Genomic DNA, 23,641 nt, shown 5'->3' with positions numbered 1-23,641 from the left:
TCCGTTCACTGCCCGCGGCGCAGCAGCCGCAAGCCATTGCCGACGACGATCAAGCTCGCGCCCGCGTCGGCGAACACCGCCATCCACATCGTGCCCATCCCTGCGACCGTCAATCCGACGAACACCGCCTTCACGGCGAGCGCGAACGTGATGTTCTGCACGAGCACGCGATGCGTCGCGCGCGACAGCCGCACGAATGCCGGGATCTTCCGCAGGTCGTCGTCCATCAGCGCGACGTCGGCCGTCTCGATCGCCGTGTCGGTGCCCATCGCGCCCATCGCGAAGCCGATATCGGCGCGCGCGAGCGCGGGCGCGTCGTTGATCCCGTCGCCGACCATGCCGACCGCGCGGCCGCCTGTCGCGAGCTCGTCGACGGCGGCGAGCTTGTCCTGCGGCAACTGGTTGCCGCGCGCGTCGTCGATGCCGACCTGCTGCGCGATCGCCTGCGCGGTGTGCGGGTTGTCGCCCGTCAGCATCGCGGTCTTGATGCCGAGCGCGTGCAGCTCGGCGACCGCCGCGCGGCTCGTGTCCTTCACCGTGTCGGCGACCGCGAAGAGGCCGAGCACGCGCGTGCCGTCGATCAGCATGACGACCGTCTTGCCCTGCCGCTCGAGCTCGTCGAGGCGCGCTTCGAGCGCGGACGTGCAGCATTCGAGTTCTTCGACGAGGCGGTGGTTGCCGAGCCAGTACGGCGCGCCGTCGATCGCGCCGCGCACGCCGCGACCCGGAATCGCCTCGAAGTCGGCGACGTCGAGGAACGACGCATCCTTGCCGTTATCGTCGCCGACGCCGTGCGCGTCGCCTTCGGCCGCGCCGGCCGCCGCGACCGCCTGCGACACCGGATGGTCCGAGCGCGCGGCGAGGCTCGCGGCAAGCCGCCGCACACGGGCGACGTCGATGTCGGCCGCGCGCATCTCGAAGTCGGTCTGCACCGGCTTGCCGCGCGTGATCGTGCCCGTCTTGTCGAGCGCGAGCCACGCGAGCCGGCGGCCTTGCTCGAGGTACACGCCGCCCTTCACGAGGATGCCGCGCCGCGCGGCCGCCGCGAGACCGGACACGATCGTCACGGGCGTCGAGATCACGAGCGCGCACGGGCACGCGATCACGAGCAGCACGAGCGCGCGATAGATCCAGTCGCGCCATGCGCCGTCGAACGCGAGCGGAGGCGCGATCGCGACGACGAGCGCGATCGCGAACACGATTGGCGTGTAGATGCGCGCGAAGCTGTCGACGAAGCGCTGCGTCGGCGCCTTCGCGCCCTGCGCCTCCTCGACCGCGTGGATGATCCGCGCAAGCGTCGTGTTGCTCGCGACCGCCGTCACGCGATATTCGAACGAGCCGGCTTCGTTGATCGTGCCCGCGTACACCGGGTCGCCGTCGCCTTTCTCGACGGGCAGGCTCTCGCCCGTGATCGGCGCCTGGTTGACGGTCGAGCGGCCGGCGACGATCTCGCCGTCGAGACCGATCCGCTCGCCGGGCTTCACGCGCACGACCGCGCCGAGCGCGACCTGCGCGGCGTCGACCGTCTGCCACGAGCCGTCGGGCTGCCTGACCGTGGCGGTGTCGGGTGCGAGCCGCATCAGGCTCTGGATCGCGTTGCGCGCGCGATCGAGCGAGCGCGCCTCGATCAGCTCGGCGACGGTGAAGAGCACCATCACCATCGCGGCCTCGGGCCACTGGCCGATCGCCATCGCGCCCGTCACCGCGATGCTCATCAGCGCGTTGATGTTCAGGTTGCCGTTCGTGAGCGCGATCCAGCCCTTGCGGTACGTCCCGAGGCCGCAGGTCGCGACCGCGGCGAGCGCGAGCGCGGCGGCAAGCCATACGGGAAGCTGCAGCCACGTGACCGCCTCCGACGCGGCCGCCGCGACGCCCGCGATCGCGAGCGGCCACCACGGTCGCGGCGCTTCGGCCGGCATGGACGACGCGCCGCGGCCCGTCGCGCCGGTGTCCGCCTGCTCGGGCGTCATCCCGAGCGAGCGGATCGCGCCGACGATGCCCGCCTCCGCACCCGGCGCGTGCTCGACCGTCAGCATCCGCTGCATCAGGTTGAATTCGAGCGCCGCGACTTCGGCCATCCCGCCGAGCTTCTTGCGGATCAGCGTTTCTTCGGTCGGGCAGTCCATCTGCATGATCCGGAACGCGGAGCGCACGCGGCCGTCCGCGGCCTTCTGTGCGCCAGGCAGCGGCGCGAATGCAACGGGTGCGGGCGCGCAGCAAGCGGCGCCGGAGTGGGCGTGCGGATGATCGGCGGCGGCGTGCGAATCGTGGTCGTGGCCGTGGCCGTGGCCAATCGAACCGCGATCGTGGGACCGGGCTTCACGATCTGCACGCGCGTCGATAGCGTCGATATCGCCGCGCTGGCGGTCGTGCGAACAACAAGCGTCGGCGCGCGGCTGAGCGTGGCCATCGTCGCGACGCAGAACTTCACCGTTCGCTCGAGCGCCGGTATCCGCATTGCGCCGATCGTGCTGGTGATCGCGTTCGCAAGAACGAGCATTGCCATGCGCCTGGCCTTCGGCGTGATCGTGCCCGCAACCCTGGTGTCGAGCGCCGTCCTTTCGGTTCGGATCGGCCGCATCCGCCAGCTCGCGCTCGCGCGAACGCCCGTCCCGACCGTCCACGCGCGCCGCGGCGCCGTCAGGATCGCCGCGCTGCGCGCCGCGCCCGTGCGAATGCGAGCGCACGTCGACGCACGCCGGATCGCGCACATCGTCCGGACGCGCGGCGTCGCGATCGGATTCGGGCGTACGCGGCCGGTTTTCGGCCCGAGTGGCCTCGGTCATGGCAACCTCCTCTGTGACTGACGGTGTACAGTTAACACCTTGAAGTCACTACAAGGTCAACTCTTTTTGTAAGGAGATTCGAATGAAGATCGGCGAACTCGCGAAAGCGGCCCGGTGCACGCCCGAGACGATTCGTTTCTATGAAAAAGAGGGGCTGATGCCCGGCGCGGAACGGACCGACTCCAACTACCGCAATTACACCGACGCGCACGTCGAGCGGCTGCGTTTCATCCGCAATTGCCGCGCGCTCGACATGACGCACGACGAGATCCGCGCGCTGCTGCGCTTTACCGACGATCCGGCGGACCGCTGCGATTCCGTCAACGCGCTGCTCGACGCGCACATCGGCCACGTCAACACGCGCCTCGCCGAACTCGAGCATTTGCGCGCGCAGCTGATCGAATTGCGCGAGCAGTGCCAGGGCGAGCACGCGGTGGAGGACTGCGGGATCGTGCACGGGCTCGCGACGATGGAGACGCCGAACATGCCGGGCAAGCGCTCGCACGTCGGCTGACGCGCGGTGTCCGCCGATGTCCGAGCGGCGGGCCTTGCAGCGCTTGCGTTCATTTATGCCTAGTCATAACATTACTAGAAATTAATTAACTATTCATGCTATGGCTCGATATTCTCCGCTTGCACTCGTCGTGCTCGCCATGCTCACCGAAGCGCCGATGCATGCGTACCGAATCCAGCAGCTCGTGAAGCTGCGCGGCAAGGACGAGACCGTCAACGTCAGGCAGCGCAACAGCCTCTACCAGACGATCGAACGCCTGCAGCGCGACGCGCTGATCGCCGTGCGCGAGACCGAACGTGACGGCGCGTTTCCCGAGCGGACGGTCTACGAAATCACCGATACGGGCCGCGACACCGCACGCATGTGGCTGCGTGAGCAGCTCGCACGGCCGGCGCGCGAATTTCCGTCGTTTCCGGCTGCGCTGTCGGTGCTGCCGCTGCTGTCCGCCGATGACGCGCGCCGCCAGCTCGAAGCGCGTGCCGCCGCACTCGAGGCCGAGCTGGCCCGTCTCGACGAAACGCAAGACGCCGCGCTCGCGATGCGGATCCCGCGGCTCTTTCTGCTCGATGGCGAACTGATGCGGGTGACGCTCGAAGCCGAGCTCGACTGGGTGCGCAGCGTCGTCGAGCATCTGAAGGTCGGCGCGCTCACCTGGAGCGAGGCATGGCTGCGCGAGGTCGCCGCGCGATTCGCGCAGGCGGATTCGCCGGATTCGGAATGAACGGGCGGGGCGCCGTCGCGGGATTCGAGTGCGTCGCCTCTTTCCCTGGCGGATGGCGCCGTTTCACTGCCGGGGCGTCCGGCTTCCAGCAGCGATGCTACGCGGAATCGCGCCGTCCGCAACGACGTCCACGACACCACCCGAAACGACGACACCGCACCGCCTCCAGCCGAAAGCGCTCGCACGCCGCGCCTCCACCCGTCCAGCCGCGACTACAGCACCTTCCCGGGATTCAGGATCCCAAGCGGATCGAGCGCGTTTTTCATCGCCCGCATCACGCCGATCTCGGCAGCGCTCCGCGAGTACCCGAGATACGGCCGCTTGAGCACGCCGATCCCGTGCTCGGCCGAGATCGACCCGCCCATCGCCCGCACGATTTCGTAGACGACGCGCTCGACGCCGTCCGCGCCATGCGCGGGCAGATCGGCGAGCGACACGGCGACGTGCACGTTGCCGTCGCCGACATGCCCGAAGCACAGACACACCGCATGCGGCCAGCGCGCGCGCAGCGCGGCATCGCAGCGCTCGGCGAACGCGCCGAGTTCGGCGACGGGCAAGCTCACGTCGAAATTGAGCAGATGCGGCAGCGCGTCGATCGCGAGTCCTTCGCGCAGCGTCCACATGTCGCGCGTCTGCCGCTCGGATGCGGCGAGCGCCGCATCGGTCACGAGGCCCGCATCGAAGCGCGCGCCGAGACACCGCTCGAGCGCATCGCTCGCCGCGCATTCGATCAGGACGACGAAGTCGTCGCCCGCATCGAACGGCGGCGTGACGCCCGGCGTATGCGCGGCGACGTAGCGATAGAACGCCGGCCACATCGCCTCGAAGCTGACGACGCCCGGCAATGTCGCGCGCACGTCGCGCCAGAGCCGCACGAGCGCGTCGTAGTCGGGCACGCGGCAGAGCGCCGTCGGGCGCCGCGAGCGGCGGATGCAGCCGAAGCACCGCGCGCGTGATGACGCCGAGCGTGCCCTCGCTGCCGATGAAGAGCTGCTTCACGTCATAGCCGGCGTTGTTCTTCAGCATCCGGTTCAGCGACGTGACGACCGTCCCGTCCGCGAGCACCGCTTCGATGCCGAGCGTCTGCTCGCGCATCATCCCGAAGCGGATCGCGCGCGTGCCGCCCGCGTTGGCCGCGAGCATGCCGCCGATCTGGCACGAGCCGCGCGCGCCGAGATCGACGCCGAATGCGAAGCCGGCTGCTTCCGCCGCTTCCTGCACCGCTTGCAGCGTCGTGCCCGCGCGCACGGTCATCGTGCCGGCCGCCGCGTCGATTGCCTCGATCCCGGCGAAGCGCTCCATCGACAACACGACTTCACCGCCGAGCGCGACGCCGCCGAACGCGAGCCCAGTCAATCCGCCTTGCGGCACGACCGGTTGACGCAGCCGCGCGCAGAGCGCGAGCGCGCGCGACACGTCGTCGACGGAAATCGGCCGCACGAGCGCGCGCGGACGGGCGCCGGGCGGTTCGTTATACGCGGTGAAATAGCGCGGCTCGATCGCCGCCGAACACGTGACGAGCTCGTCGCCGAGCTCGGCGACGAGCACCGACTCGACCGCATGCGCGAGCGCGGCGGTCTCGGCGGCGGCGGCTCGCGCAGCAATTCCTGCTTCGCCCATCGCGTCGCCATCCGCGCCGGACGTCGCGCTGGCTCCCGACGCGCCCGATGCTCCGGCGATTCGAGATGCTTCGGATAACGGAATGGATCCGGCCGACTCGCTCACCGCGGCTCCATGGGCTGCGACATCCCCCTCGCCGCCTTCATCCGCAGCGGCCGCATCGCCCGCATCGTCCGCCGCGTCGCGCGTCGTCCGCTCGTTCATCGCACCACCCCTTCACTTCGTCGAAATGTCGATGTCGCCGAAATACTTCCGGCCTAGCGTCTTCACGGTGCCGTCCGCCTTCAGCTTGTCGATCGCGGCGTTCAGGCGCGTCTTCAGCGCATCGTCGCCCTTGCGCAGCCCGAACGCGATGCCGCTTCCCAGAATCTTGTCGTCGCGCACCGGCTGCCCGACGAATGCGAAGCCTTTCGCATCCGGCCGCGACAGGAATCCGCGCTGGCCCGCGGGCGCGAGCACGAGCGTGCCGTCGAGGCGGCCCGCCGTGAGGTCCGCGTACGCCTGGTTCTGGTCCTGATACGCGACGACCCGCACGCCCGCGCCCGCCCAATGCGCATTCGCATACGCTTCCTGGATCGAGCCCTGCAGCACGCCGATCCGCTTGCCCTTCAACGATTCCGGCGTCGGCAGGAGGCCGCTGTCCGCGCGCGCGATCAGTTGCGTCGGCACGCGGTAGATGACCGTCGTGAAGTCGATCGCCTGACGGCGCTGGTCCGTCGCATTCATCGCCGAGTTGATCGCGTCGAACTTGCGGCCCTGCAGCGCCGGAATCAGCCCGTCGAACGACGTCTCGATCCACTTGCACGAGAGCTTCGCCTCCTTGCAGACGGCGTTGCCGACGTCGATGTCGAAGCCTTGCAGCTCGCCCGTCGCCGCCTTCGATTCGAACGGCGGATATTGCGCTTCGAGACCGAAGCGCAGCGTTTGCGCAGCCTCGGCGCGCGCCGCGCCCGAGCCCGTGACGACGCCCAATGCGCATGCGAGCGCCAGGCAGATTTGCAGTCGTTTCATCGATGATTCTCCTTGAGGTCGGGGTCTTGTCCGGATCGGCGCGGCACGCGCGTCAGAGGCTGCACAGGCGGCGCGCGCCTTCGATCAGCGTCGCGTCGTCCTTCGAAAAGCTGAGGCGGATGCAGCCGGTGTTCGTGCCGTCCGCATAGAACGCGGACAGCGGAATCGTCGCGACGCGCGCGTCGCGGATCGCGCGCAGCACGAAATCGGCGTCGGATTCGTCGGAAAAATGCCGAAAGCGCGCGAGCATGAAGAACGAGCCTTCGCTCGGCAACAGCTCGAAACGCGAGCCGGCGAGCTCGCGCACGAGCAGATCGCGCTTGCGCTCGTAGAACGCGCCGAGCGCGAGATAGCTCGACGGCTCGGCGAGCGCTTCGGCGAACGCGTGCTGCATCGGCGTGTCTGCCGCGAACGTCATGAATTGATGGACCTTGCGCAGCTCGCGCGTGAGCTCGGCGGGCGCGAGGCAATAGCCGACGCGCCAGCCCGTCACGTGATACGACTTGCCGAACGACGACACGATCACGCTGCGCTCCGCGAGCGCGCGATGGCGCGCCATGCTGTGATGGCGCGCGCCGTCGAACACGACGTGCTCGTACACCTCGTCGGACAGCACCACGATGCCGGTGCCCGCGGTGAGCTGCGCGAGGCGCGCGATGTCGGCGCCGCCGAAGATCGTCGCGGTCGGGTTGTGCGGCGTGTTGACGATCAGCATCCGCGTGCGCGGCGTGATTTTGGCGGCCACTTCGTCCCAGCTCACGCGAAAGCCATCGGCCGACAGCTTGATCGCGACGGGCGTCGCGCCCTGCAGGCGGACGATCGGCGCGTAGCTGTCGAACGACGGCTCGAAGTAGATCACCTCGTCGCCAGGATGCACGAGCGCGCTGATCGTCGCGTAGAGCCCTTCGCTTGCGCTCGCGACGACCGTTATTTCGGATTCCGGATCGTAGCGCCCGCCGTACAGGCGCTCGGTCTTGACGGCGAGCGCCTCGCGCAGCGCGGCGACGCCCGCCATCGGCGCGTACTGGTTGTGTCCGTCGCGCATCGCGCGGGCGACGCGCTCGACGAGCGCCGGATCGGGCGCGAAGTTCGGCGCGCCCTGCGACAGATTCAGCGCCTGGTGTTCGACGGCGAGCTGGCCGATGACCGTGAAGATCGTCGTGCCGACGTCGGGCAGCTTCGAGCGGGGCGCGGCGGCGCTCTGCATGGGTCCTCCTTTCTCCTGGACTGGCGCGCCGGTCATCGCCGACGCGCGGGGCAACGACGCGGATTTGGCCTGAGCCAATTTCCCGCGGCAATCGAAAGTTCGTCATGGCAGGCATGAGGAAAACTCATGACTCGGGAGAACGGGCGACGTGAGACGGCGGAGGGCTATGTTGTCCGATGCGGGCTGGAGCGTTGGGAGAAGACTTCGGATGATCGATGCCGGTGATGCCGTGGTCGCTGTAATGCGCTCTATACAGCCGGCTGGTTCGGCGGTTCAGCGGTTCGCCGCCCGACGGGTCTGCCGATCACGCGTTCGACGCGTACGAAGCCCGCGGGAAGCTCATCGACGTCAATGAGAAAAGCGCTGCGACCGCATCGCAGCGCCCATCGACATCTCCGTCATCAGCGGCAAGACATCCGGCCCGGCTCAACCAGTAAGCGCGTCACCGCCGGCGCCGGCATCCGCCCCCGCCGCAAGATACGCGTCCACCGCCCGGTGCAGCTCGCCGCGCAACTGCGCGACGTCGATGCCCGCGCCCTGCGTCAGCAGCGATTGCGACACCCACCCGTAGCACAACGCATGCGCGACGCGCGCCGCCACGTCGAGCCGCGCGTTCGCCGGCGCATCGCTCGCCCCCGCGAACGCGTCGCGCCACAGCGCGACGTAGTCGTCGTAATGCCGGCGATACGCGTCGATCGGCGAAACCTTGCGCTCAAGCGTGAAGATCGCAGCCCACACGCGCGCGTCCTGCTCGACCACATCGACCTGCGCGTCGACGAGCGCAGCCGCGATCGCCCGGCAAGTCGCGCCGCGCCGCGCATCGACGACACCGCGCATCCGCGCCGCGAGCGCCTTCACGTAGTGGTGGATCGTGAGCGCCGCGAGGCTTTCCTTGTCGCCGAAATATTCGTAGAACGTGCCGATACTCACACCCGCAACCGCGGCGATCTCGCGGATCGTCGCCTTCGCGTAGCCGCGCTCGAGCCAAACCCGAACAAACCCCTGCTGCAGCGCCTCCGAGCTCGCGTGCGCGCGCCGCTGGCGCGGGCGGCGGCGCAAGGCCGGCTGCGGCTGCGCGATCGTCTTGTCGGGATGCGCGGAAACCTGAACATGTCGCGAAGTCATCTTTGCTAACCTGATCGAGCCGAACAACGACACGGAGACACCATCATGGCCTGGTCGACCCACGCGGTGAGCAACCAGTTCGACGAATTAATCGACTATAACCTCTTCGCGACCGACCCTGCGCTCGGCGAAGCGCTCGAACGCGCGGGCGCGTCGTGGGCCGCGCCGCGGCTCGACGCGTACGGCGCGCGGCTCGGCGCGCGCGACACCGCGCAGCGGGCCGAAGACGCGAACCGCCATGTCCCCGAGCTGAATGCGTTCGACCGCCGCGGCCGCCGGATCGACCGCGTCGATTTCCATCCGAGCTGGCATGCGCTCCTCGGTCTCTATCGCGGGCAGGGCCTGATCTCGCTCGCGTTCCGCGACGCGCGCGCGGGCCGCTGGGCGGCGAACGCGGCGGGCTTCTATCTGCACGGCCAGATCGAGGCGGGCACGCTGTGCCCGGCGACGATGACGCAAGCGGGCATTCCGGTCCTGCAGAAGGAGCCCGCGCTGTGGGCACAACTGAAAGACAAGCTCTACAGCGACGTCCACGATCCGCGCGACGTGCCGATCGACGCGAAGCAGTCGATCACGCTCGGCATGGGGATGACCGAAAAACAGGGCGGCTCGGACGTGCGCGCGAACACGACGGTCGCAGCGCCCGTCGGCGCGGGCGGCCGCGGCGGCGACTATCTGCTGCGCGGCCACAAGTGGTTCTTCTCCGCGCCGATGTGCGACGCGCACCTCGTCGTCGCGCGCACCGAGTCGGGCGGCCCGTCGTGCTTCTACGTGCCGCGCTGGCGACCGGACGGCACGAAGAACGCGGTGCTGATCCAGCGGCTGAAGAACAAGGTCGGCAACCGCAGCAACTCGAGCAGCGAGGTCGAGCTCGACGACGCATGGGGCGTGATGCTCGGCGAAGAAGGCCGCGGCATTCCGACGATCATCGAGATGGCGAACTACACGCGCCTGAACTGCGTGCTCGGCAGCGCGGCGATCCTGCGCCAGGGGCTCGTGCAGGCGATCGCGTATGCGCGACAGCGTCACGCGTTCGGCCGCGCGCTCGCCGAGCAGCCGCTGATGCGCGCGGTGCTCGCCGATCTCGCGCTCGAGAGCGAAGCGGCGCTCGCGCTCGCGATGCGGCTCGCGCAGGCGTTCGAGCGCCGCGAACCGGCGTGGACGCGCATCGTCACGCCGGCCGCGAAATTCTGGGTCTGCAAGCGAGCGGTCGAGGCGGCGGGCGAAGTGATGGAAGTGTTCGGCGGCAACGGCTACGTCGACGACGGCCCGATCGCGCGGCTCTTCCGCGAGGCGCCCGTCAATTCGATCTGGGAAGGCTCCGGCAACGTGATGTGCCTCGACGTGATGCGCGCGATCTCGCGCGAGCCGGACGCGGCGCACGCGCTCGTCGACGAACTGCACGCGCTCGGCGGCCGCGATGCGCGGATTCGTGCGGAGCTCGACGCGCTGCGCGCGCTGCTCGGCACGCCGCCCGATGCGCGCGAAGCGCTCGGCCGCGTGCTCGCGCAGCGCATCGCGCTCGTCGCGCAGGCGTGCCTGCTGCTCGACGCGGCGCCCGCCGCCGTCAGCGACGGCTTTATCACGACGCGCTTTGGCGAGCCGGTGTGGGGCCGCGTGACGGGCGCGCTCGATTCGCGCCGCGTCGACGTCGCCGCGCTGCTGCAACGCGCGTACGCCGCGTGACCGAGCGCGGCGCGCCTTTCCGCGCCACGTCCGCCGCAAGCAAGGAATCCGAAGCGATGAACCTGATTGCCGCCCTCGACCGCGCCGCGCGCGCAACGCCCGACAAGCCGTTCCTGCGCTACGACGGCGCGACGATCACGTATTCGCAGATGGATCGTCGCTCGCGGCGCGCGGCCGACGTGCTCGCCGCGCTCGGCGTCGCGCCGGGCGAGCGCGTCGCCGCGATGTGCTTCAACACGCCGGCGTTCTTCGACCTGCTGCTCGGCGCGTGGCGCATCGGCGCGGTCGTCGTGCCGATCAACCACAAGCTGCAGGCGCCGGAAGTCGACGCCATCCTCGGCCACAGCGCGAGCCGCGTCGTGCTGTTCGACGCCGCGCTCGCGCCCGTGCTCGCGAAGGTCGGCCACGGCGCGCATCGTCTCATGACCGAAGGCGATGCGGGCGGCGCCGCGTCGTTCGAGCGCCTCGTCGCCGACGCGAGCGGCATCGCGTCCGGCACGCCCGACGACGCGGCGCTCGCCGAGATCCTCTACACGTCGGGCACGACGGGACGCCCGAAGGGCTGCCTGCACAGCCACCGGACAGTCACGCTCGCCGCCTTGACGAGCGCGCTCGCGCTGTCGATGACCGAGCGCGAGCGCACGCTGATGGCGATGCCGATCTGGCACGCGTCGCCGCTCAACAACTGGTTCGGCGGGACGCTCTATGTGGGCGGCACCGTCGTGCTGATGCGCGACTATCATCCGCTGCACTTCCTGCAGACGGTCGAGGCCGAGCAGGCGACGCTGTATTTCGGCGCGCCGGTGTCGTACACGCTGCCGCTCGATACGATTGTCGACTTCGCGTCGTTCGATCTCACCAGCGTGCGCGCATGGCTGTACGGCGGCGGGCCGATCGGCGCGGACGTCGCGCGCCGGCTGATGCGCGCGTACCGCAGCGAGGCGTTCTATCAGGTGTACGGGATGACCGAGACGGGCCCGGCCGGCACCGTGCTCCATCCGTTCGAGCAGACCGTCAAGGCGGGCTCGATCGGCCGGCAGGGCACGCCGGGCGTCGACGTGCGGGTCGTGACCGCATCGGGCGACGACGCGCGGCCGGGCGAGATCGGCGAAATCCGGCTGCGCGCGGACAGCATGATGCTCGGCTATCTCGACGATCCCGACGCGACGCGCGCGGCGTTCGTGGACGGCGGCTGGTATCGGAGCGGCGATGTCGCGCGCATCGACGACGACGGCTATCTGTTCGTCGTCGACCGGATCAAGGACATGATCGTGACGGGCGGCGAGAACGTCTATTCGAAGGAGGTCGAGGACGTGCTGACCGCGCATCCGGCCGTCGCGGAAGCCGCGGTGATCGGCCGCGCGCATCCGGAATGGGGGGAGACCGTGGTCGCGCACGTCGTGCTGCACGCAGCGAGCGGTGCGGATGATGCGGTCGATGCCGACGCGCTGCGCGCGTTCTGCGCGAAGCGGCTCGCCGCGTACAAGATCCCGCGCGAATACGTGTTCGCCGAACGTCTGCCGCGCACGCCGACGGGCAAGCTGCAGAAGCATTTGCTGCGCGCGCGCGGCGCATGACGCGGCGGCGGCGCGACGCTTCGACGCCCGCCCGGCCACAAGAATCCGGCCGCAAAAAAACGAAGCCCCGAACCTGCCTGCGCAGATCCGGGGCTCGTCGATACCGGGACGCGAAACGGACGCCGCCACGCGACGTCCGCGCCACGCGCGACGCTTACTTGCCGCCGATGCTCTTGAGCGGCTTCCACTCGCCCTTCTCGACCTTGTAGATCGTGATGCCGCCGTTGCGCAGGTCGCCCTTCGTGTCGTACGCGATGTGCGTCGACGTGACGCCCGCCATGTCGGTCTTCGACAGCAGCGGCAGGTACTTCGCCGGATCGGTCGAGTTCGCCTTCTTCATCGCGTTGAACATCGCCATCGCGCCATCGTACGCGTACGGCGAGTACGTCTGCACGTCTTCGCCGAAGCGCTTCTTGTACTTGTCCGCATACGACTTGCCGCCGGGCATTTCGCCGAGCGGCAGGCCGGCGAGCGAAGCGATCGAGCCTTCGGCCGCGTCGCCCGCGATCTTCAGGAACGTCGGCGTGTGCACCATCTCGCCGCCCATCAGCGGCGCCGCGACGCCGAGCGACTTCATCTGCTTCGCCATCGGCGCAGCCTGCGAATCCGCGCCGCCGTAGTAGACGAGATCCGGCTTCGACGCCTTCAGCTTCGTCAGGATCGCCTTGAAGTCGACGGCCTTGTCGTTCGTGAATTCACGGTCGACGATCGTCGCGCCCGCCGCCTTCGCCGCCTTCTCGAACTGGTCGGCGAGACCCTGGCCGTACGCGGTGCGGTCGTCGACGATCGCGATCTTCTTCATGCCGAGATCCTTCACCGCGAACGTGCCCGCGACCGAGCCCTGCTGCGTGTCGGACGTCATCATCCGGAAGGTCGTCTTGTAGCCCTGCTGCGTGTACTCGGGCGCCGTCGCCATCGCGATCTGCGGGATGCCCGCGTTCGCGTAGATGCGCGATGCCGGGATCGTCGTGCCCGAGTTGAAGTGGCCGAGCATGCCCTTGATGCCGTCGTCGACGAGCTTCTGCGCGACCGTCGTGCCGGTGCGCGGGTCGGCCTGATCGTCCTGCGTGTCGAGCACGAACTTCACCGGCTTGCCGCCGATCGTGGGCTTCGTCGCATTGAAGTCCTCGATCGCGAGCACGATGCCGTTCTGCATATCCTTGCCGTAGTGAGCCTGCGCGCCCGTCATCGGCGCCGCGAAGCCGATCTTGACGTCATCCGCGTGCGCCGTCCCCGCGAGCGACATGACCGCGACGAACGTCGCGCCTGCCAGCTTTTTCATCGTGTGTTGCATATCTTCTCCTAGTACCAGGGTAAATGGAGCGACTTCGGGTTCGCCTTGCCGCTTCCGTTTCTTGAGGCGAAGGGCAAGGATTGCTCAGCCAATCGTCATCAAATTCGCATTGCCGCCCGCCGCCGCGGTATTCACGCTCACCGAGCGCTCCGTCAGGAGCCGCTCGAGCGCGTAGTCTTCGTCGTCGCCGTTCTCGAACGCGCCCGCCGCGACGCCCTGCACCGATACGATCGGCCCCGGACGCTGCGCGACTTCCTTCACGAGCGCGAGCAGCTCGTCGCTGTCGCCTTCGAACAGCACCGCATCGAACGCCGCGTCCGCCTGCTTGCGCACGCTCGCGTGCGACTTCAGCGATGCCGGCAGCGCCGCCGCGAGCGCCTCGCCCGCCGCGCCCGCGAAGAGCGCGCGGTTGCCGGTCGCGAGCACGGCCGCGAACTGCGCGCGCGCGCCGCTCGGCGTCGCCGCGATGCACAGCACCGTGCCGCGCGCGCCGAGTGTATACGTATTGCGTTCGCCTGTCGGCCCTGCGAGCACCGCCGTCGCGCCGGCCAGCACGTGCGACAGATAGCCGTCGCAGCGCGCGGCGAGCGCCGGCTCGCGCTGCTCGAGCAGCCAGTCGCGCAGCGCGGTCAGCGCGGCGGAGGGATTATCGCGCGACTCGTCGTCCTGCGGCGCATCGACGACGAGCGACGCCTCGAGCGACTTCGGCAGACCGGCCGGGCGCGTCGCGAGGAGGCGCTGCAGGTAGAGCGCGCCGCCCGCCTTCGGCCCCGTGCCCGACAGCCCTTCGCCGCCGAACGGCTGCACGCCGACCACCGCGCCGATCACGTTGCGGTTCACGTAGATGTTGCCGACGTGCGCGCGGCCGATCACGTGCGCGATCGTCTCGTCGATCCGCGTGTGGATGCCGAGCGTCAAGCCGTAGCCCGTCGAGCGGATCTGCTCGAGCAGCTTGTCGAGGGCGCTTCGGCGATAGCGGACGACGTGCAGCACCGGGCCGAACACTTCGCGCTTCAGCTCGTCGACGCTGTTGATCTCGACGATCGTCGGCGGCACGAACGTGCCCTGCGCGCAGGCTTGCGGCATGTCGAGCTGCGTAACCGCGTGCCCCTTGTCCTTCATCGCCGCGACGTGCGCGTCGATCGTGCGCTTCGCATCGGCGTCGATCACCGGGCCGACGTCGGCCGACAGCCGGTCCGGATTGCCGAGCGCGAGCTCGCGCATCGCGCCCTTCAGCATCGTCAGCGTGCGATCGGCGACGTCGTCCTGCAGGCACAGCACGCGCAGCGCGGAGCAGCGCTGGCCGGCCGAGTCGAACGACGATTGCAGCACGTCGGCGACGACCTGCTCGGCGAGCGCCGACGAATCGACGATCATCGCGTTCTGGCCGCCCGTTTCGGCGATCAGCGGAATCGGCTTGCCGTCCGGATCGAGGCGCGACGACAGCGTCTTGTTGATGAGGCGCGCGACCTCGGTCGAGCCGGTGAACATCACCGCGCGCGTGCGGGAATCGGCGACGAGCGCCGCGCCGACCGTCTCGCCGTTGCCGGGCAGGAGCTGCACCGCGCCCGCCGGCACGCCGGCGTCGCGCAGCAGGCGCACCGCCTGTGCGGCGATGAGCGGCGTCTGCTCGGCCGGCTTCGCGAGCACCGTGTTGCCGGCCGCGAGCGCGGCGGCCACCTGGCCCATGAAGATCGCGAGCGGGAAGTTCCACGGGCTGATGCAGACGACGGGACCGAGCGGACGGTGCGTGTCGTTCGAGAACTCGTCGCGGATCTGCGCCGAGTAGTAGCGCAGGAAGTCGACCGCTTCGCGGATTTCCGCGATCGCGTTCGGCAGCGACTTGCCCGCCTCGCGGACGATCAGGCCCATCAGCGTGTGCATCTGCGCTTCGAGCAGGTCGGCCGCGCGCGCGAGGCAGTCGGCGCGCGCGTCGACGGGCGTCGCCTGCCAGATCGGCGCGGCCGCGACCGCGTGCGCGAGCGCCGCGCTCACCTGCTCGGGCGTCGCCTCGCTGACCGTGCCGACGACGTCGCGCAGGTCGGCCGGATTGCGCACGTCGCGCGCGGGGGCGTTCACGAGCGCGTCGTCGGCGAGCATCGGCGCGGCGCGCCACGGATGATGCGCGCTCGCGAGCAGCGCCGACGACAGCGACGCGAGCCGATGCTCGTTCGACAGATCGAGGCCCATCGAATTGAGGCGCGCCGCGCCGTACAGCTCGCGCGGCAGCGGGATCTTCGCGTGCGGCGCGCCGAGCGGCACGACCTGCGCGGCTTCCTCGACCGGGTCGGCGACGAGCTCCTTCACCGACACCGACTTGTCGGCGATCCGGTTCACGAACGACGTGTTCGCGCCGTTCTCGAGCAGGCGGCGCACGAGGTACGCGAGCAGCGTCTCGTGCGTGCCGACGGGCGCGTACACGCGGCACGGGCGGTTCAGCTTGTCGCGGCCGGTGACTTCTTCATAGAGCGGCTCGCCCATTCCGTGCAGGCACTGGAATTCGTACTGGCCGGGATAGTAGTTCTGGCCGGCGAGGTGGTAGATCGCGGAGAGCGTATACGCGTTGTGCGTCGCGAACTGCGGATAGACGGCGTCCGGCGCGGCGAGCAGCTTCTTCGCGCACGCGAGGTACGACACGTCGGTGTAGATCTTGCGCGTATAGACCGGATAGCCTTCGAGGCCGTCCACTTGCGCGCGCTTGACCTCGGAATCCCAGTACGCGCCCTTCACGAGCCGCACCATCACGCGATGACGGCTGCGGCGCGCGAGGTCGATCAGATAGTCGATCACGAACGGGCAGCGCTTCTGATACGCCTGCACGACGAAGCCGATGCCGTTCCAGCCGGCGAGCTCCGAATCGAAGCACAGCGCCTCGAGCAGATCGAGCGACAGCTCGAGCCGGTCCGCTTCCTCGGCGTCGATGTTCAGACCGATGTCGTAGCGGCGCGCGAGCAGCGCGAGCGAGCGCACGCGCGGCAGCAGCTCGTTCATCGTGCGTTCCTGCTGCGAACGCGAGTAGCGCGCATGCAGCGCCGACAGCTTGATCGAGATGCCCGGGCCTTCGTAGATGCCGCGGCCGCCCGCCGCCTTGCCGATCGCGTGGATCGCCTGCTCGTACGACGCGTAGTAGCGCAGCGCGTCCTCTTCGGTCGTCGCCGCTTCGCCGAGCATGTCGTACGAGTAGCGGAAGCCGCGCGCTTCGAACTTGCGGCTGTTCGCGAGCGCTTCGGAAATCGTCTCGCCCGTCACGAACTGCTCGCCCATCAGGCGCATCGCCATGTCGACGCCCTTGCGGATCAGCGGCTCGCCGCCCTTGCCGATCAGGCGCGTCAACGCCGACGACAGGCCCGCTTCGCTGTTCGTCGTGACGAGCTTGCCCGTGATCATCAGGCCCCAGGTCGCCGCGTTGACGAAGAGCGACGGCGCATGGCCGACGTGCGAGCGCCAGTCGCCCTTGCTGATCTTGTCGCGGATCAGCGCGTCGCGGGTCGCGCGATCGGGAATGCGCAAGAGCGCTTCGGCGAGGCACATCAGCGCGACACCTTCCTGGCTCGACAGCGAGAATTCGTGGATCAGCCCTTCGACGCCGCCGCCCGAGCTCTTCTCGCGCAGCGCCTCGACGAGGCTCGCGGCCATCGACTGGACGTCCGACGCGAGGCTCGCGGGCAGCCGCGCCTCGCCGATCAGGAACGGCACGCATTCGGGCTCCGGGCGCCGGTACGCGGCCGTGATCGCCGCGCGCAGCACCGACTGCGGCTGCACGTTCTGCGCGAATTCGAGGAACGGGTGCGGCACGCCGTCTTCGTCGCCGTCGGCGTGGCCGTCGGACAGATCGGCGACGCCCGTGTGGCCGGACAGCTCCGGCGGCAGCTGACCATGCTCGATCCGCTCGAGATACGCGAAGATCGCCTGCTTGATCAGCCAGTGAGGAGTGCGCTCGAGCCGCGACGCCGCGTCCTTCAGACGCGAACGGAGCAGATCGTCGACTTTGACGCCCAGTGTGGTGCTTGCCATGATTTTCTTCTAGCGCCAGCCCAATGCCGGCCAAGGACTTTAAAAGATCGCAAAATCGTAAGACACCCAATAAAAAGGTGCAACCAGATCACACAACCGGTTGCACCCAGACAATTCTCTTTACTATCAATGCGTTATCGAAAAATACGAACCGCATGCACCAATTTGATCGATCGGTATTTTCCCTGATCCTGTCAATTTTGACGGCTCGATTTTCGGAACAATCTGACGTGATATTTAATTTGCGCCCGCCGCCCGCGGACGCGAAGGAGAAACTAGATGGACGGATGGGTAGTGATCGGCATCGTGCTCGCGGCCTGGATCGCGGGCGCGATCGTATTCGTACACCGCGCGTCGGCGGTGTTCTTCCAGGCGCTAGGCCGCGCGCACGACGCCGAGGCATGCGAGCGCGACGCGCCGCTCGCCGCGCTGCGCGAAGCGCACGAATGACGCGTCAGATGTCGAGCGGATCGACTTCGACGCTCCAGCGCAGCACGCCCTTCAGCTCGCGCAACAGCGGCTGCCACGCGCGCAGCGTGTGCTGAAGCACCGCGCGCGACGCGCTCTCGATCAGCAGTTGCGCCCGATGGACGTTCGCAACCTTGACGATCGTCATCGGCACGGCGTCGTAGACCGTCACGCGATCCGCGCCCGGCAGCGTCGAAAACGCGTCGGCCGCCTGCTGCAGGAACGCGAGCGCCGCGTCGAGCGTGCGCCCTTCGGCGCGTAGCAGCGCCTGATAGACGAACGGCGGCAGATGCGCGTCGCGCCGCTCGCCGAGCGTCGAACTCGCAAAACCGACGTAATCCTGCCGCGCGAGCGCGTGATACAGCGCGTGGCGCGGATAGCGGGTCTGAATCAGCACCTCGCCCGGCAGCCCCGCGCGCCCCGCGCGGCCGCTCACCTGCATCAGCTGCGCGAACAGCCGCTCGCTCGCGCGGAAATCATGCGAAAAGAGCGCGGTATCGGCGTTCAGCACGCCGACCAGCGTCACTCGCTGGAAGTCGTGCCCCTTCGCGATCATCTGCGTGCCGACGAGGATGTCGACCTCACCCGCGTGCACGTCCGAAAAGAGCGCCTGCGCGCTGCCCTTGCGGCGTGTGCTGTCGGCGTCGATGCGCAGGATCCGCGCGCCGGGCACCGCGTGCGCGAGCGTCTCCTCGACGCGCTGCGTGCCGCGGCCGAGCGGCGCGATGTCGACATTCCCGCATTCCGGGCACGACCGCGGAATGCGCGCCTCCCACCCGCAGTGATGGCAGCGCACCGCGTGCTCGGGCTTGTGCATCACGACATACGCGCTGCAGCGCGGACAGCCGGCGACCCAGCCGCATGCGTCGCACGCGAGCGCGGGCGCGTAGCCGCGCCGGTTCAGGAACACGAGGCTCTGCTCGCCGCGCTCGAGCCGCGCCTTCAGCGCGGCGACGAGCGGCCCCGACAGCCCGCCCATCGACGCGCGGCCGCGCCGCCGCTCCTCTTCGAGATCGACGAGCCGCACCGACGGCAGCACGGCGTCGGCGACCGCGCGCTTCGACAGCGTGAGCCGCTTGTAGCGGCCCTGCTCGGCCTGCCACCAGGTCTCGAGCGACGGGGTGGCCGAGCCGAGCACGACCGGAATCGCGAGCTGCTTCGCGCGCCAGACGGCGAGATCGCGCGCCGAATAGCGCAACCCTTCCTGCTGCTTGTAAGCCGGTTCATGCTCCTCGTCGACGACGATCATCGCGAGCGACGGCAGCGACGCGAGCGCCGCGAGCCGCGTGCCGAGCACGATCCGCGCGCGGCCGGTGTGCGCGGCGAGCCAGTGGCGCGCGCGCTCGCCTTCGGCGAGACCGCTATGCAGCGTGACGATCGCATCGGCGGGCAGCGTCGCCGCGAAGCGCGCGCGAAAAGCCGCCTCGAACTGCGGCGTCAGGTTGATTTCGGGCACGAGGACGAGCGCCTGGGCGTCAGGCCGCCGCTCGAGCAGCGCGGCGAGCGTCCGCAGATAGACCTCGGTCTTGCCGCTGCCCGTCACGCCGTGGAGCAGGAACGGCGCGAAGCCGTCCGCCGACGTGATCGCGTCGAGCGCTTCGGCCTGCTGGTCGGTCAGTTGCGGCGGCGTCGCAACCGCGCGCCGGTCGGCGGCGCGCGCCGGGTTATCCACAAGCTGCGCGTCGGCGTCCGTGATCGCGATTTCGTCGCACGCGGCCCAGCCCTGCGCCTGCCACTCGTCGAGCACCGCGACGGCCTTCGGATGCAGCGCGCGTACCTCCGCGAGCGACAGCACGGGCGCGTCGGCGAGCGCCTGCGCAAGCCGGCGCAGCGCTGCCCCGCGCGCGGGCAGCGCGTCCGGCAGCGCGGCGCGCCCGGCGTCGAGCAGCCGGTAGCGCAACTCGGGCGCGAGGAGGCGTCCCCAGCGCGGCACGTCGCGCAGCGCCTGCGGCAGCGCGGGCAGCGCGACTTCGCCGAGCCCGCGCTGATAGTAGTCGGCTGCGAACGCGACGAGGTCGAGCCAGTGCCGCGACAGCGGCGGCAGCTCCGCGCACACGGCGTCGACCGCCTTCAGCCGGTCGGCGGGCACGTCCGTGTGAGCGGTCACTTCGCATACGAGCCCGACCGCGCTGCGCCGGCCGAACGGCACCTGCACGAGCATCCCCGGCACGGCGGGGACGTCGGCGCGATAGCGGTAATCGAACAGCGTCGCCAGCGGATGGTCGAGCGCGACGCGCACGAACGCGTCAGTCATCGATGCGGCGCCGCCGAACGCCGGAATGCCCGACAGACCAGGCATCCGCGACGCCCGCGAAGTTAAAGTAAAACGTCACTTTCGGCGCTAAGTTTTGGATTCTCATTAAGAATCGCGGCGCGTTTGCCGATCCTGTGGATAACTTTGTTGAGAACTCGCCCTCGATGACCGCGAAAAGGCGCTGCCTACGGCCATCCACTGCTTTTTCCGGATCGGACGGCCCAGCCGCGAAGCCTTATCCCGCAAGGCTGCTATCCAATTCTCGACGCCATAGCGCAGCCTATTCGCCGATATAGCCCTCTACCGCGCTGCAACGTGGAAAATGTGCATAAGTCAAGTCTTGACAAGCATAAGAACGCCATCGGACGGGCGCTTGCGCCCTGTTTAGTCGTGATTGCGCAAAATCGTCGCCTCGCGACGCAGCATCGCGACGCTTGCGATCACGACTCCGCCCCGCTACGGATCGCGCGGCTATGGCGATGCACTTCGTCGACGAGTTCCGCGACGTGCTCGGGCGGCGTGAACTGCGAAATCCCGTGGCCGAGGTTGAATACGTGCCCCGGATGGTTGCCGTAGCTGTCGAGCACCGCGCGCGCTTCGGCGCGGATCGTCTCGGGCGGAGCGAAGAGGATCGTCGGATCGAGGTTGCCCTGCAGCGCGACGCGCCCCGCCACGCGCTCGCGCGCGCGGCCGAGGTTGACCGTCCAGTCGAGCCCGACCGCATCGACGCCCGTCGCCGCGATGTCCTCGAGCCAGAGCCCGCCGCCCTTCGTGAACGCGATCGCCGGCACGCGCGCGCCGTCGTGCTCGCGCTTCAGCTGCGAGACGACGCGCCGGATGTAGTCGAGCGAGAAGCGCTGGTACGCGCCGTCGGCGAGCGCGCCGCCCCACGTGTCGAAGATCATCACGGCCTGCGCGCCCGCTTCGATCTGCGCGTTCAGATAAGCGGCCACCGCCTGCGCGTTGACGTCGAGGATCCGGTGCATCAGATCGGGCCGCGCGTACGCCATCGACTTCACCGTGCGGAAATCGTCCGAGCCGCCGCCTTCGACCATGTAGCACGCGAGCGTCCACGGGCTGCCCGAGAAGCCGATCAGCGGCACGCGCTGGCGGCCCTGGCCGTCGGTGAGCGCGCGGCGGATCTCGCGCACCGCGTCGGTCACGTAGCCGAGCGTCGCGCCGATGTCCGGCACCGCGAGCTTCGCGACGTCGGCCTCGGTGCGCACCGGATGCGCGAACTTCGGCCCTTCGCCCGCCGCGAAATCGAGGCCGAGCCCCATCGCGTCTGGGATCGTCAGGATGTCGGAGAACAGGATCGCGGCGTCGAGCGGGTAGCGCTCGAGCGGCTGCAGCGTGACTTCGGTCGCGTAGTCGGGGTTCTTCGCGAGCCCGAGGAAGCTGCCCGCGCGCGCGCGCGTCGCGTTGTACTCGGGCAGGTAGCGGCCCGCCTGGCGCATCAGCCAGATCGGCGTGTAGTCGGTCGGCTCGCGCAAGAGCGCGCGCAGGAAGGTATCGTTGATGAGAGTCTGGGCCACGATGAATGCGACGAAGCGAAACGCAAAGGGGCATTCTACCGGACGCGGCGCCGCGCTTAGCGTTCGCGGCCATATGACGCTCGCCGCCGCTCCGTTATGATCCAGCGTTCGGACCGGCTACACGTATGTATCGAGGAGACACGATGAAGAAGACGTTGCTCGCGCTCGCCTGCTGGGCGGGCTTCGCCCATGCGCAGACCGTGCCGCAACCCGCCGCGCCCGCATCGCGGCTCGACGACGTGCTCGCGCGCGGCACGCTGCGCGTCTGCACGACGGGCGACTACAGGCCGTACACATATCGCCGTGAAGACGGCGCATTCGAAGGAATCGACATCGACATGGCGGCGTCGCTCGCGAAGTCGCTCGGCGTGAAGGCGGAGTTCGTGAAGACCACATGGCCGACGCTCACGAACGACTTCGTCGCGAAATGCGACGTCGCTGTGGGCGGCATCTCGACGACGCTCGAGCGGCAGAAGCGCGCGTTCTTCACGCAGCCGTACGTGACCGACGGCAAGACGCCGATCGCGCGCTGCGCGGACGTCGAGCGCTACCAGACGATCGCGCAGATCGACCAGCCGCAGACGCGCGTGATCGTGAATCCGGGCGGCACGAACGAGCGCTTTGCGAAGCAGCATTTCACGCACGCGCGGATCACCGTTTTTCCGGACAACGTCACGATCTTCAAGCAGATCCTCGCGGGCAACGCCGACGTGATGGTCACGGACGCGTCGGAGACGCTGTTGCAGCAAAAACTGAATCCGGGCCTGTGCTCGGTGCATCCGGACAAGCCGTTCCAGTTCGGCGAGAAGGCGTACATGGTGCCGCGCGGCGACGTCGTGTTCCAGCAGTACGTCGATCAGTGGCTGCACCTCGCGCGCGCGACGGGCGAGCTTCAGGCGATCTCGGACAAGTGGCTCAAGTGACGGCGGCGCGATGAGCGCGCTCGGCGGCGCTAACCGATCAGCCGCCGATGCTCGATCTTCACGCACCGATCGACGACGACGTCGAGGCCCGCCGCGCGCGCCTTCGCAGCGGCGGCGTCATGCACGACGCCGAGCTGCAGCCAGACCGAACGCGCGCGGATCTCGATCGCCGCATCGACGACAGGCGGCACGTCCGCCGACTTGCGGAACACGTCGACCATGCCGATCTCGGCGCCTTCGGCCGCGAGCGCCACGCGCGCGTCGTCAAGCGATGCATGAACGGTCTCGCCGAGCACCTTCGTGCCGGCGAGCAGCGGATTGACGGGTACGATCCGATAGCCGTTCCGCTGCATGTGTGCAGCGACTTCATGACTCGGTCGATGAGGTTTATCCGAAAGACCGACTACCGCGATCACCCGATCGCGTTTCAAAATCTTTCTCAGGGCTGCGTCAGTCGAAATCGCTGTCATCTCGATGCATGTTTGATTGGCCCCCGAAAGCTCGACCGCTTCAGCCTAGCACATCGTAAAAGGGGCCTGGCAGGCCTCGAAGAGTGCCATTTTTCGATGCGGTAAAAATGACTTCCCCACCCCTTTCAGAACAGTAAAAAATCCCGCAAAGCCTTATCCGGCGGGGGTTACAACCTGAAACACTTTGTTACCGCGACGGTGGGGTAATTCGCCCAAAATGCCTCTCACGGTTTCAACACGGATGCGGTCTCGTGTGCAGCGTGTGAGCGGACACAAGCACAAACGAACGAGCCCGTCGGTCTCGTACCGAATCCCTTCCCAGGGGCATCCTTGTTGGAGTCGTTGTCGGCCCACGCCGATGCGTTCCATCTTTGGTCTCCTCGCGCTAACCCCGTAGCGTGTGGTTTTTAGCGGGCTCATCAGCCCGCTTTTTTTC

The 23,641-nt window shown here is 68.7% G+C and carries 15 protein-coding genes and 2 pseudogenes; 6 read left to right on the top strand and 11 right to left on the bottom strand.

Translation table 11 applies throughout. From position 1 onward, the window contains the following. Positions 1 to 5 precede the first annotated feature (5 nt). Positions 6 to 2,786, bottom strand: coding sequence for a heavy metal translocating P-type ATPase (locus tag BG90_RS08085; RefSeq protein WP_441299848.1), 2,781 nt, complete (start codon positions 2,784 to 2,786; stop codon positions 6 to 8). A gap of 82 nt (positions 2,787 to 2,868) precedes the next feature. On the opposite strand from BG90_RS08085, the gene cadR reads away from it, so the two are divergent. Continuing rightward, positions 2,869 to 3,300 (top strand): Cd(II)/Pb(II)-responsive transcriptional regulator, encoded by a 432-nt coding sequence (cadR, locus tag BG90_RS08080; protein ID WP_010117505.1) that lies wholly within the window; start codon positions 2,869 to 2,871, stop codon positions 3,298 to 3,300. 100 nt (positions 3,301 to 3,400) lie between these two features. Beyond that, positions 3,401 to 4,021 carry a PadR family transcriptional regulator gene (locus BG90_RS08075; protein WP_025990051.1) on the top strand — a complete coding sequence of 207 codons (621 nt, stop codon included), beginning with the start codon at positions 3,401 to 3,403 and terminating at the stop codon, positions 4,019 to 4,021. 212 nt (positions 4,022 to 4,233) lie between these two features. On the opposite strand, the pseudogene BG90_RS08070 reads toward BG90_RS08075, so the two are convergent. From BG90_RS08070 to BG90_RS08055, 4 genes and pseudogenes are all read right to left on the bottom strand, one after another. Continuing rightward, positions 4,234 to 5,641, bottom strand: a pseudogene (locus BG90_RS08070) (FAD-binding oxidoreductase). Between the two features lie 216 nt (positions 5,642 to 5,857). Continuing rightward, entirely contained in the window at positions 5,858 to 6,652 is a 795-nt protein-coding gene (locus BG90_RS08065) for an ABC transporter substrate-binding protein (RefSeq protein ID WP_010117511.1), read from the bottom strand. 52 nt (positions 6,653 to 6,704) lie between these two features. After that, entirely contained in the window at positions 6,705 to 7,859 is a 1,155-nt protein-coding gene (locus BG90_RS08060) for a pyridoxal phosphate-dependent aminotransferase (RefSeq protein ID WP_010117513.1), read from the bottom strand. A 426-nt stretch (positions 7,860 to 8,285) separates the two neighbouring features. Continuing rightward, the gene (locus BG90_RS08055; RefSeq protein WP_010117515.1) at positions 8,286 to 8,984 is read right to left on the bottom strand and encodes a TetR/AcrR family transcriptional regulator; all 699 of its coding nucleotides are present in this window, start codon (positions 8,982 to 8,984) and stop codon (positions 8,286 to 8,288) included. Between the two features lie 45 nt (positions 8,985 to 9,029). Between BG90_RS08055 and BG90_RS08050 the strand changes: the two genes are divergently transcribed. Together BG90_RS08050 and BG90_RS08045 are read left to right on the top strand one after the other, a co-directional pair. Continuing rightward, positions 9,030 to 10,670 (top strand): acyl-CoA dehydrogenase family protein, encoded by a 1,641-nt coding sequence (locus tag BG90_RS08050; protein WP_010117518.1) that lies wholly within the window; start codon positions 9,030 to 9,032, stop codon positions 10,668 to 10,670. 56 nt (positions 10,671 to 10,726) lie between these two features. Continuing rightward, positions 10,727 to 12,247, top strand: a complete 1,521-nt coding sequence (locus BG90_RS08045; protein WP_010117519.1) for a class I adenylate-forming enzyme family protein — start codon at positions 10,727 to 10,729, stop codon at positions 12,245 to 12,247. Positions 12,248 to 12,401: 154 nt separating this feature from the next. Here the strand turns inward: BG90_RS08045 and BG90_RS08040 are convergent, their stop codons facing one another. Both BG90_RS08040 and putA read right to left on the bottom strand, forming a co-directional pair. Beyond that, complete coding sequence (locus BG90_RS08040) at positions 12,402 to 13,541, bottom strand: branched-chain amino acid ABC transporter substrate-binding protein (RefSeq protein ID WP_010107200.1); 1,140 nt, start codon at positions 13,539 to 13,541, stop codon at positions 12,402 to 12,404. Between the two features lie 84 nt (positions 13,542 to 13,625). After that, entirely contained in the window at positions 13,626 to 17,555 is a 3,930-nt protein-coding gene (gene putA / locus BG90_RS08035) for a trifunctional transcriptional regulator/proline dehydrogenase/L-glutamate gamma-semialdehyde dehydrogenase (RefSeq protein WP_010117521.1), read from the bottom strand. A gap of 279 nt (positions 17,556 to 17,834) precedes the next feature. Here putA and BG90_RS36660 point away from each other — a divergent pair, with 279 nt between their 5' ends. Then, positions 17,835 to 18,005, top strand: a complete 171-nt coding sequence (locus BG90_RS36660; RefSeq protein ID WP_038801142.1) for a hypothetical protein — start codon at positions 17,835 to 17,837, stop codon at positions 18,003 to 18,005. Between the two features lie 4 nt (positions 18,006 to 18,009). Here the strand turns inward: BG90_RS36660 and BG90_RS08030 are convergent, their stop codons facing one another. Together BG90_RS08030 and hemE are read right to left on the bottom strand one after the other, a co-directional pair. Then, a complete protein-coding gene (locus tag BG90_RS08030) occupies positions 18,010 to 20,277 on the bottom strand; it encodes a primosomal protein N' (protein WP_038802928.1) in 2,268 nt (755 codons plus the stop codon). A 440-nt stretch (positions 20,278 to 20,717) separates the two neighbouring features. Beyond that, positions 20,718 to 21,812 carry a uroporphyrinogen decarboxylase gene (gene hemE / locus BG90_RS08025; RefSeq protein ID WP_010117527.1) on the bottom strand — a complete coding sequence of 365 codons (1,095 nt, stop codon included), beginning with the start codon at positions 21,810 to 21,812 and terminating at the stop codon, positions 20,718 to 20,720. 143 nt (positions 21,813 to 21,955) lie between these two features. Here hemE and BG90_RS08020 point away from each other — a divergent pair, with 143 nt between their 5' ends. Then, positions 21,956 to 22,735: a transporter substrate-binding domain-containing protein gene (locus BG90_RS08020; RefSeq protein ID WP_010107211.1), complete on the top strand. Its 780-nt coding sequence runs from the start codon at positions 21,956 to 21,958 to the stop codon at positions 22,733 to 22,735. 29 nt (positions 22,736 to 22,764) lie between these two features. On the opposite strand, the gene BG90_RS08015 is transcribed toward BG90_RS08020, so the two are convergent. Further along, positions 22,765 to 23,205 (bottom strand): CoA-binding protein, encoded by a 441-nt coding sequence (locus tag BG90_RS08015; protein ID WP_038802029.1) that lies wholly within the window; start codon positions 23,203 to 23,205, stop codon positions 22,765 to 22,767. A gap of 224 nt (positions 23,206 to 23,429) precedes the next feature. Next, positions 23,430 to 23,625, bottom strand: a pseudogene (locus BG90_RS37800) (hypothetical protein). Between the last annotated feature and the right edge of the window lie 16 nt (positions 23,626 to 23,641).

The organism is Burkholderia oklahomensis C6786 (assembly GCF_000959365.1).
Taxonomy (GTDB): Bacteria; Pseudomonadota; Gammaproteobacteria; order Burkholderiales; family Burkholderiaceae; genus Burkholderia; species Burkholderia oklahomensis.
The sequence above is the reverse complement of the archived record's forward strand: the minus strand, read 5'-3'. Positions and strand labels throughout refer to the sequence as shown.